This window comes from Nereida ignava (genome assembly GCF_001049735.1).
Lineage (GTDB): Bacteria > Pseudomonadota > Alphaproteobacteria > Rhodobacterales > Rhodobacteraceae > Nereida > Nereida ignava.
Genome location: NZ_CVPC01000002.1, coordinates 404558 through 415758 on the forward strand (window position 1 = coordinate 404558; position 11201 = coordinate 415758).

The following is an 11201-nucleotide window of genomic DNA, read 5'->3' on the forward strand; positions in this document are numbered from 1 at the left end:
ATGTCACTATGCGCAGATCCTCAAGTAATTGCCAGTCCAGGCGTTTATCCAACCAAAATCAGGCAGATCAGACTTAAAGGTACTTGTTCACAAGGTTTTCAAGACGCTCTTGCTTGCCCGAGCGCGGTTCAGGCTGAATGTCCAACTCGCGGACACGTGTCTCAATCGTGCTCAAATCAAGACCAAGCAAATCAGATGTGTCCCAGCCAGAATACCGCTCGTTACGGGCAGCTTCTAACTTGCCATCTTCCAACATCGCCGCAGCAGCCTTCAAACCAGCCGCGCATGCATCCATGCCCCCGACGTGGGCCAGAATTAGGTCTTCAGGGTCAAGCGACTGGCGGCGCAGTTTCGCGTCAAAGTTGGTCCCCCCGGTTTTGAACCCACCAGCCCGCAACACTTCGTAATATGCCAAAGCCATCTCTGGAACGTTGTTGGGGAATTGATCCGTGTCCCAACCAGATTGATAATCGTTACGGTTCATATCGATTGAGCCGAAAATTCCCAACTCGCGCGCCAAAGCCAATTCATGCTCGAACGAATGCCCCGCCAAAATCGCGTGGCCTTGCTCAACATTCACTTGCACTTCACCCTCAAGACCGAAGTCCTTCAAAAAGCCATAAACCGTGGCCACATCGTAATCATACTGGTGCTTTGTGGGTTCTTGGGGCTTGGGTTCGATCAAAATCGCGCCTTTGAAGCCGGTCTTGTGTTTATAATCCACGACCATCTGCAACATCGCACCTGCCTGCGCACGCTCGCGTCCCATGTCAGTATTCAGTAAGGTCTCATAACCCTCACGCCCGCCCCACAAGACGTAGTTTTCACCGCCCAAACGGATGGTCGCGTCCATACAGGTTTTGATGGTCGCAGCGGAGTAAGCAAAAACATCAGGATCAGGGTTCGTCGCCGCCCCCGACATAAACCGACGGTGAGAGAACAGATTTGCAGTCCCCCAAAGCAACTTAACACCACTTTCAGCCTGCTTTTCGGCCAAATATTCCGTCATTTCGTCAAGATTGCGCGCGCTTTCAGCGAAATTTGCCCCCTCGGGGCGCATATCCGCGTCGTGAAAACAGTAATACGGCACACCCAAAATCTGGAACATCTCAAAGGCTACATCGGCCTTGAGCTTGGCATCCGCCATTGTGTCACCAAACCAAGGGCGCTGAAATGTCTGCCCACCAAACGGGTCACCACCGGGCCACGCAAACGAATGCCAATAGGCCGCAGCAAAGCGCAAATGATCTTTCATCGGCTTGCCCAAAACCACCTCGTCAGGATTGTAATGGCGGAAGGCAAATTCGTTATCGCTTTGCGCGCCTTCAAACTTGATGGCAGGAATGCCTTTGAAAAAATCAGTCATACTAAAGCTCCTTGAGAACGCGGTAAGCTGCGCGGTAGCACGCGTGGCCGTCTGCAAATGCAGCGGCATGTGTTGAATTTGGATCGATGGTTTTGGCAGTGTTCGGCATGGTCGCGATTTCAATACCTGCACCGGTTGCGGCCATCATACCAAGGCGGGCCGCGCCTAAAGCAGCCCCGAAATCACCCGACGCCGGCACGTTGAGCGAAATCCCCAAGGTGCTTGCAATGACCTCAAGCCAATAGTGCGATTTCGCACCACCGCCCGTGGCTAGAGCCGCATCGATCTGGGTACCCGTTGAGCGCAGCGCCGCAAGGTTATCCGCAAACGCATATGCCACCCCTTCGAGCACCGCACGCGCGGCGGCCTTGGCATCAGTTGCGTGATCAAGGTGCAAAAACTGGCCGCGCATATCAGCATTATTGTGGGGCGTCCGCTCGCCCCCCAAATAGGGTAAAAACAGGGTTCGTGACGGGGCCTGAACAGCCCCAAGATCGCTTGTAAGTTCTGCCGCAGACTGCCCTGTCAGGCGGCTCAGCCAGTTCAACGCATCCGTGGCCGCCAAAATCACACCCATCTGGTGCCACGTATCAGGAACAGCGTGGCAAAACGTGTGAACAGCACTTGCAGCGTCAGGTTGATAGGCATCAGAGGCGGCAAAAAGCACTCCAGACGTCCCTAGGGACAAGAACGCATCGCCTTTACGGACCACTCCTGCCCCGATTGCACTTGCGGCATTGTCACCACCGCCCCCCGCCACGACCACATTTGCGGAAAGGCCCCATGCTTGGGCCAGTGATGGACGCACAACTGCGGAAACCTCTGCGCCCTCGACCAGACGCGGCATCTGCGCGCGCGTCAAACCTGTGGCCGCAAGCAGATCATCGGACCAATCCCGCTTAGCAACATCCAACCAACTTGTGCCCGCCGCGTCGGACATCTCGGCCACGTGCTCGCCGGTCAAAACCAAACGCAGGTAATCTTTGGGCAGTAAAACCTTTGCGATGCGCTCAAATACCTGCGGCTCGTTCTGACGTACCCATTCAACTTTGGGCGCTGTGAAGCCAGCAAAGACAATATTACCCGTCACATCACGAAACTGCGGCTGCCCATCAAAAGCAGCGGCTTGATCGGCGGCTCGGGTGTCATTCCAGAGCATGCAGGGCCGCAGCACGTTGTCCGCACTGTCGATCAGTGTCGCGCCGTGCATATGCCCTGCAAGCCCTATCCCGCGCACCGCAGATAAATCTGCCTTGGCCCCCAAAGCACCCATGGCCGTGTGCACCGCATCTTCCCATTGTTCGGGGTCTTGTTCCGACCAGCCATCATGGGGGCGCGTCACAGTCATTGGGACGGAATGCTCGGCCATAACCTGTTGAGTATCATCAACCAAAATTGCTTTCAGAGACGACGTACCCAGGTCCAGACCGATATACATTACGCCGCTTCCTTTGGGTTTTTTCCCAAGATAATCATCGACAGAATGTCGTCTTCTGTCACATCTTCTACGCGCTCAGTACCCACCATCTGACCGTTTTTCATCACCGAAACACGATCACACAGCTCCATCATTTCGCGGGTATCGTGACTGATCAAGAAGATGCCCAGCCCTTGCTTTTTCAACTCACCAATCAATTCGGCGACCATGGCCGTTTCGTGCACGCCAAGGGCGGCAGTGGGCTCATCCATGATCAGGATTTTGGCGTTAAAATAGACAGCGCGCGCAATGGCAACAGACTGACGTTGTCCGCCCGACAATGCGGAAACAGGCTCTTTGAGCTTTTTGAAGTTCGGATTGAGACGCGCCATAATCTTGCGGGTCTCGGCCTCCATTCGGCTGTCATCCACAAAGCCCATCGGCGTTGTCAGCTCACGGCCCAGAAACAAGTTGCTCGCCGCATCAAGATTGTCTGCCAAAGCAAGTGTTTGGTAAATTGTCTCGATGTTATAATCACGGCTGTCGCGGGGCGAGTTGATGGTGGCTTTGTTGCCCTCAATCCAGATCTCGCCGCTGTCCATTTTGTAGGCACCGGACAACATCTTGATGAGCGTCGATTTCCCCGCCCCGTTGTGCCCCAACAAGCCCACAACCTCACCGGCGTGCAAATCAATGCTGACGTTATCTACAGCCCGCACACCGCCAAACGCGATGGAGACGTTTTTCATTTGAACCAGAGGTGCGCTCATCATTTTGCTCCTGTGCGTTTACGGTACTGGATGTCGATCCAGACAGCCAAGACGAGGACAGCCCCGACTACAATGTTTTGGTAGGGTGCATCTACACCGACCATGGCCATGCCGGATTGTAGTGATTGCATGATCAACGCACCGATGATGGCGCCGTAGATTGTGCCAACGCCACCCGCCAAAGCGGTCCCGCCGATTACGGCCGCAGCAATCACCCGCAGCTCATCGAGCACACCGATATCGTTCGTGTGATATCCCAACCGCGCCGAGGCCACGACGCCAGCAAGAGCACAGAGCACGCCCACCATGGCAAAGATCTTAACAGTCAAGAGGCGCGTATTGATGCCGGACAGTTCCGCTGCATCAGGATTGCCACCAGTTGCAAAGATATAGCGTCCAAGACGTGTGCGCCGCGCGATCACGGTCATCACGATTGCCACCGCTATCAGCAACAACACGGAATACGGGATACCGTAAGACGCTACGCAGCCTTCGGCTGTTTCACACCCGTAAAGCGAGGGGTTACGTGCGATCACCCGTGACGGGACTGTGTAGGCGTTCAAGATGGCAACAAAGCCCATGATCGCCGTGCCAACGACACCCATCACAAGCGCTTCGGCCCAAACAGGCTTTACAGAAAAACCGTGGCTGATCTTGGTGCGTCGCGCCGAAAACAGCGCATAGAGAGCCGCCACCAAAGCAACGCCGCCCACGATCCAGCTTAGGGTCGCGCCCAGTGTGCCGTTAATGCCGCCGAACAAAATATATGTCTTATCAAGCGGGCCGATCGTGGCCCCATCCGTCAGATACCACCCGACGTTGCGCCAAATCAACAAACCACCAAGGGTGACGATGAACGCGGGAATTCCCTGATACCCAATCAACCAGCCCTGCCCCGCACCAATGACCGCGCCCGTGACAAGGCCGATTGCGATGGAAATCCACGGGATCATCGGGTGGCCCAACTCAAGGCCAAGCATGTTTGGCAGCCATGATGTTTGGGTCATCGCCATCACCGCGGTGCAGGTCGCCAAGAGCGCGCCAACAGACAGATCAATATGACGCGTGACAATTACAAAAATCATGCCCGTGGCCATAATGGCTACAGACACCGTTTGAATGGTCAGGTTGAACAGGTTGCGCGGCGTCAAAAACCGCCCATCCGTCAATAAGTTGAATACAATGCACACAAGCAGGAACGCGCCAATCATGCCGAGCAATCTGGTGTCGACCTCCAGCGATTGCAGCAACGACCGGCGTTGCGGTGTGGCGGGTTTCGAGGCGTCAGACATGAGGGTCTCCATCTGGTAGCAGGCAACAAAACGATTGATGCTCCACTCAGTTGAGGGGTCGCACAATCATTTTGAGAAAAGAGGGGGATTTATAAGTTGGGATGCTCTGGCCGGCGGCGCCAGCCAGAGCAAGACTGCTTTAGTTACAGGGTGCTGGACCGTTCACAACACCTTGGCAAAGGCTCTCAACACTGATCCAGCCAGCGTCGGTGACTGTGGTCAGATTAGCAGCTGTTACTGGCACTGGTGCGAGGAAAAGTGACATCATGTCGGTGCCCGCAGGTGACGTCCATGAGCCTGATCCGACAACTGATGCCATTGGTGCGCCTGATGCCATCGCAACAGCAACTTGACCGGCTGTGAAACCAAGGTCACGCGCATCTTTCCAGACAGACACAGTCTGTGTACCCAGTGCGACACGGTTCAACGCAGCATGATCACCGTCTTGACCAGATACTGCCAAACCTTCCATGCCTTGCGCAGTCAACGCCGCAACAACACCGCCGGCTGTGCCGTCGTTTGATGCAACAACCGCATCAACATTGTTGTCGTTCGCTGTCAGGATTTGCTCCATGTTGCGCTGTGCATTCGCTGGCAACCAACCGTCTGTGTAGGCTTCGTCCACGATTGTGATCGCACCGCTGTCAATTGACGCTTGCAGCACTTCCTGCTGACCGCCGCGCAAGAAATCCGCGTTCGGGTCAGTGGGTGAGCCTTTGATCATAACGTAGTTGCCAGATGGCTGTGCCGCCAAAACAGCGCGCGCCTGCATCCGGCCAACTTCAACGTTGTCAAATGTCAGGTAGAACGCACGTGGATCTTCAATCAGGCGGTCATATGCCACGACTGGCACGCCTTCTGCGTCTGCTGCATCAACTGCTGGGCCAATAGCGGCTGCGTCTTGTGCAAGAATGATCAGCGCATCAACGCCTTGGGCCAGCAGGCTTTCAACGTCTGACAGCTGCTTTGCAGATGACGACTGTGCGTCTGCGGATACATATGTTGCGCCTGCCGCTTCCAAAGCTGCTTTGATCGCCGCTTCGTCAGTCTTCCAGCGCTCCTCTTGGAAGTTCGACCAGCTAACGCCAACAGTAACGCTATGGCCTTCTGCAAATGCGGCTGTTCCAAAACCAGCAGCTGCAATCGCTGCCCCGATAATCATCTTCTTCATGTTGTTCCTCCCAGAACCGTTTACCGTCACATGGGCACTCAAGCTTTGTGACTCGCTGGTTAAGGTGCCACTATTAATTTCAGTTTGCAAAATAAAAAATCGCCCTTTTTGAAGATTTTTTACAAATTTGCTTCCCAGAATAAGATTTACGCACTAGGAATCATGTCAGAAGCGCACAATTGGCGATATTAAGTTTGACTGATGAATTATAATTTAAATCAAATAATTCCAACGGGATGCGGCCCGTTGTTAACACCAATTAAGGGCGGGGATATGCCCTTGCGGCAGCAAATTTTCGAATATGTTCGATCACATGGAAGTGCTGCGCGTGCCGAAATTACCCAAGCACTAGACATCAGTGCAGGCTCTGTCACCACGTTAACTGCTGATTTGATCGCAGAGGGGGTTTTGCAGGAAATCGAAGACACCCGTCGCGCTACGAGCCGAGGTCGCCCCCGCGTCGCACTTCGTATTGTACCACAAGCAGCATATGTCATCGGCATCAAGTTGGCGTTCAATAAGCACTCTGCTATCCTTGCGGACTTCACGGGCAATATCGTGGCAACTGCTAACGTCCCAAGCGATGTAAAGCGGCGCAGCACCGCGACCCTGTTTCAAGAAATCGACACCCTAATCGCGCTTGTCCTCAGCGACGCCGACAAACCCATGTCTGAGGTAAAGGCAGTGGGCCTCGGCCTTCCTGGCATCATTGATCACGACCAAGCAACCGTCACATGGTCATCCCTCTTGACCGATGGGGACCAAGATCTTCCCACGGAATTCAAGCGCCGCTACGGCGTGCCGCTCTTTATCGATAATGACACCAATATGCTGGCCTTGGCGGAGCAATGGTTTGGTGAGGGCCGCGACAAGACCGACTTTGCCGTTGTGACAATCGAGAACGGGGTGGGCATGGGACTTGTCTCTGACGGGCAGCTTTACCGCGGCTCGAACGGGATGGGGCTTGAGTTGGGTCACACCAAAGTCCAAATGGACGGCGCCTTGTGCAGATGCGGCCAGCGTGGCTGCCTTGAGGCGTATCTGGGCGCATATGCGCTAACTCGCGAGGCCATTACAGCTCTTGATATTGCCGATGCCACCGCTTTGAAAAACGATGATATTCTTGAGACACTCCTCAACAAAGCAAAAGCAGGTGACAGGGCGGCCTTGGCCATTTTCAAACGCGCAGGACGATACCTGTCAGTTGGTCTTGCCAATGTTATCCAGCTGTTTGATCCGCCCTTGATCATTGTCGCCGGCGACCGGATGCAGCACGAATACCCCTACGCAGAGGCTATTTTCAAAGACGCCCAAGACATGACGCTGTCGACGCGCAGCAAGCCCTGCCAAATTCACATCCGTGCGTGGGATGATCGGGTCTGGGCGCGCGGGGCCACCGCGTTGGCGCTTTCGTTCCTGACCGAGACAATGATCAGCGGTCACACCGGCGCCACAGCGTGAGCAGCCAGCCCCGCACCACCGCCAGTTACGGCGCTTTAATTACAGCGGCTTTGTTGACACCCCTGTCCAGCGCCGCAGATCCCCTTTTCGAAGACGTATCTGAAAACCTACCGCCACATAATTACAGCGGTGATTGGAACCACTTCGTTGGTGGCGGCATTGCCGTTCTGGATTGCAACAATGATGGTTTCGCCGATATTTTTGCCGCCGGTGGTGAGACGCCTGCCTTGCTACTGCGCAACGACGGCGCGATGCGGTTTAGCCCGCAAACGATACCACAGATCACTGGAACCACGGGCGCCTACCCAATTGACATCAACGGTGATGGACACTTGGACCTGTTTGTGCTGCGCGTCGGCCCCAACATGATCCTAAACGGTGACGGACAGTGCGGGTTTGTCGACGCCAGCGCGGCATTCAACCTGCCGACCGATGACAGCTGGTCAACTGCCTTCACCGCGTGGTGGGAAGATGAATTGCCCACAATGGCCGTTGGAAATTATGTGGACAGATCAGACCCCAATGGCCCATTTGAAGCCTGTGACGACAACCAAATTCTGACACCGCGCGATGGGTCATATATGGCCTCACCCCTAACGCCCGGGTATTGCCCACTCTCTATTTTGGCCGCTCAAGATGCCCGTGGTCGCCACACACTGCGACTGTCTAATGACAGGCATTATTATGTGCGCGGCGGATTTGAGCAGATGTGGGACACCACGGAGAAGCGCTTTCTGGGACCCGAAGACGGATGGCAAAACGTGTCCCTTTGGGGAATGGGCATTGCAAGCCGTGACCTGACCGGTGACGGGCGCGACGAAGTTATGTTGACGTCCATGGGGGATCAGCTTCTTCAAATAGCGCAGCCAGATGGTACGTATAAAGCGGCGGACTACGCCATTGGCACCTATGCACAGCGCCCCCATGTTGGGGATGACGGGCGGCCGTCAACCGGTTGGCATGCGGAGTTTGCAGATGTGGATAACGACGGGCAAGCGGATCTATTCATTGCTAAAGGCAACGTGGATCAAATGCCGGGCATGGCCACGCGTGACCCGAATAACTTGCTCATGCAATTGAATGACGGCAAATTTGAAGAGCGCGCCCACATCGTAGGTGTTGCAACGACCGAACGCTCACGCGGCGCGGCGCTGGTTGATTTTGACAACGATGGTCGACTTGATTTGATCGTTGCAAACAGACGCGCGCCCCTTGAACTTTACCGCAATGTCACTTCAGGCACGGGTAATTGGATGAACATCACCCTACGTCAGTCCGGTGGTAACGTGGATGCCATCGGCGCGCTCATCTCTGTTGATACGGGAACCTCAAAACAGCTGCAGCAACACACCATTGGCGGCGGACATGCAGGCGGGCAACTTGTGGGGCGTCACTTTGGACTGGCCGAGGCCCAGCAGATAGACGTCACGGTGACGTGGCCCGATCAGAGCCAGTCAACGCATTCTTTCAGTGCAAACCAGCGGGTGATCATTTCAAAACCGACACAGCCCTAAATACGCTACCGCGCCTCTTGACGAGGCACGTCCAAACCACTGGGCACCGCATCCGGAATACCCAATCTGCCGGCCACACTGATCGGGTCCGTCAATGTGTTCAGGAACGCCACAATTGCCGTGATCTCCGCGTCGCTCAATGACACAGGTGCGGCCTTCACCGCGGCGGAAATTGCAGCAACTTGCTCGGGATCATCAAGAACCGTGAAATCTGGCGCATCATAGCTTGGCAGGACAACCTGCGTTCGATCAAACTGAGCAAGAGCCCTAGCAGGATCCGCGTGATCGGCGACGAACGCAGCCAAATCACGGTGTGCACCGGCGTGTCCGTAAGGGGCTGTCAACGCAACATTGCGCAACGAGGGCGTGCGAAACGCATAGCGGTCCGCCTCTTTGCCTGTCACCCGAAAGCGTCCATCATCGCGGTGGTGCGTTTCAAATGTGGCCGATTTCCCAGGTCCGATTTGAGGCACCGCCATCGCGTGAAAGCCCTGATCCGTCAGCAAAGGTCCTGAATGACACTGCGCGCAATTAGCCTTGCCATAGAACAAATCAGCACCTGTCGCAGCTAACCCTTCAAAGTCTGCCTGCCCGCGCAAAACTGCATCAAATGGCGCGGTATCGGAACGCCACTCAAACTCCATGAACGCGGCAACTGCATCCGAAATTTTTGTAAACCCAATGTCTTCCGGACCGGTGACGTCCGGATATACCGCTTCGAATTTTTGCACATAGGCCGGAATGTCACGGACCCGCTCGGCCAATACATCCCACGCGCCGCCCTGCCCTGTAATGCGCCCCTGACGGACAAGCTGTGCTACCTCATTTTCGCGAAACGAGCCTGCCATTTCATCGCGGCTTAGAACCGGAAACATCGTCTGCGCTGACAAAATGGACGCGAACCCGTCGGCCATGTCGCCGCCCATCGGTGTGCGGATGCCATTTGGCTGCGCCGGATCAAACTCAAGGCGGCCATCATGGAACAGCCGGATAACCTCGCGCGCACCAAGGTTGAACAACGCTGGAGAATTTCGCGGTATCCGTTCCTCTGGGATGTTAGAAGGGTCGAACCGTCGCGTCGGGCCAAGACCAACCCCGCCATCCCCGAACGACAAAGCAAGCCCGTCGGACGTACCAAAGTCAGGATGATGGCAGGTTGCGCAAGCGATTGTTTTGTTGCCCGATAGGATCGGATCATAAAAGAGCAACTGTCCCAACTCGGCCTCGGCTTGGTTAACCGCGAAAAACGAGGCGTCATCAAGCGGCTGAGGCAAATTGGGAACAGACTGAGCAGCAGCGATGCTGGCGAAAAATACCAAAGTGCTTGTAGAATGAATTAACTTCATAACTACCCCTCCCGACAAAGCATACTGGCATTATGCAGAGACAATTCAGAGGGGCAATATCGATTTTAGGTTTTTATGCATGGCGGACAGACAGTGAGTTTGGCTCCTATCTCATCCACCAACAATCAGTTAATACCCTGTAATCATTGGATATAGCATACCTTAGTTCACTACAATAAGGCGCATATTGGTCAGTAATCTGGTCAGTAATTGGTTGAGATGCATTTGACTTAGTGTCCTTATCCTACGGGCTTCTAAGAAGTTTCATTTGAGAGGTGGAAATAGCGATCTTTGTTGATGTTAAATCAGGTCGTTGTAAGCAAGAATTATTTTAACAATAACTTCGGCTTTCATGTCGATCGCAAGCGTTTAATCCAGGGCTCAATACAGCATAAAAACTTGACAAAACAGTGACTTGATGCTATAATAGTGGTACACTCGATGAAACCAATACTGTCACTTTGCTGCTGACTAACGATATATACCCCAAGGTCTACTGAGGCTACATAACAGTCAGCTTAGCCTTATCAAATATAACAGATTAGCAGTTCTTAATCTTGATAAAGATTAAGAGTTAATACCAAAGGTGTTAACAACATAAACCTTATATCCATCAGCCGATAAGACTGCTTCAACTGACATTCCCCAAGTAGAACGTCCTCCCGCCCACCTTGCCGCTGTTCTGCGCTCCTATCAAGCCTCTTGCACCCATGGTGCCGTTGTTCGGGCATCTGACGCGCGAACTGAGCACGATTTCCGGTCTCGGGGGCGAGGTTGATCCGGATATTGGTCTGACCGACCCCCGTATGGATAGACCGGTTGAGCCGCTTTTGTTCAGGTTTTATGATTAACGATGTTGTCATT

At 54.3% G+C, this 11201-nt stretch carries 9 protein-coding genes; 3 read left to right on the top strand and 6 right to left on the bottom strand.

The features are described from left to right. Positions 1–73: 73 nt before the first annotated feature. From xylA to xylF, 5 genes are all read right to left on the bottom strand, one after another. Positions 74–1366, bottom strand: a complete 1293-nt coding sequence (gene xylA / locus NIG5292_RS02160; protein WP_048597693.1) for a xylose isomerase — start codon at positions 1364–1366, stop codon at positions 74–76. Position 1367: 1 nt separating this feature from the next. Next, entirely contained in the window at positions 1368–2804 is a 1437-nt protein-coding gene (gene xylB, locus NIG5292_RS02165) for a xylulokinase (protein WP_048597694.1), read from the bottom strand. Further along, the gene (locus NIG5292_RS02170) at positions 2804–3553 is read right to left on the bottom strand and encodes an ATP-binding cassette domain-containing protein (RefSeq protein WP_048597695.1); all 750 of its coding nucleotides are present in this window, start codon (positions 3551–3553) and stop codon (positions 2804–2806) included. The genes xylB and NIG5292_RS02170 overlap by 1 nt, the downstream gene beginning before the upstream one ends. Next, positions 3553–4845 (bottom strand): sugar ABC transporter permease, encoded by a 1293-nt coding sequence (locus NIG5292_RS02175; RefSeq protein ID WP_048597696.1) that lies wholly within the window; start codon positions 4843–4845, stop codon positions 3553–3555. The genes NIG5292_RS02170 and NIG5292_RS02175 overlap by 1 nt, the downstream gene beginning before the upstream one ends. A 139-nt stretch (positions 4846–4984) precedes the next feature. After that, entirely contained in the window at positions 4985–6016 is a 1032-nt protein-coding gene (gene xylF, locus NIG5292_RS02180) for a D-xylose ABC transporter substrate-binding protein (protein WP_048597697.1), read from the bottom strand. 273 nt (positions 6017–6289) lie between these two features. On the opposite strand from xylF, the gene NIG5292_RS02185 reads away from it, so the two are divergent. Both NIG5292_RS02185 and NIG5292_RS02190 read left to right on the top strand, forming a co-directional pair. Next, positions 6290–7477: an ROK family transcriptional regulator gene (locus NIG5292_RS02185; protein WP_233488147.1), complete on the top strand. Its 1188-nt coding sequence runs from the start codon at positions 6290–6292 to the stop codon at positions 7475–7477. Next, positions 7474–8991 carry an FG-GAP repeat domain-containing protein gene (locus tag NIG5292_RS02190; RefSeq protein ID WP_370726153.1) on the top strand — a complete coding sequence of 506 codons (1518 nt, stop codon included), beginning with the start codon at positions 7474–7476 and terminating at the stop codon, positions 8989–8991. Before NIG5292_RS02185 ends, NIG5292_RS02190 begins: the two co-directional genes overlap by 4 nt. Before the next feature lie 5 nt (positions 8992–8996). On the opposite strand, the gene NIG5292_RS02195 is transcribed toward NIG5292_RS02190, so the two are convergent. Next, the gene (locus NIG5292_RS02195; RefSeq protein ID WP_048597699.1) at positions 8997–10337 is read right to left on the bottom strand and encodes a cytochrome-c peroxidase; all 1341 of its coding nucleotides are present in this window, start codon (positions 10335–10337) and stop codon (positions 8997–8999) included. A 710-nt stretch (positions 10338–11047) separates the two neighbouring features. Between NIG5292_RS02195 and NIG5292_RS14920 the strand changes: the two genes are divergently transcribed. Beyond that, the gene (locus NIG5292_RS14920) at positions 11048–11188 is read left to right on the top strand and encodes a hypothetical protein (RefSeq protein ID WP_158441640.1); all 141 of its coding nucleotides are present in this window, start codon (positions 11048–11050) and stop codon (positions 11186–11188) included. Positions 11189–11201: the final 13 nt, after the last annotated feature.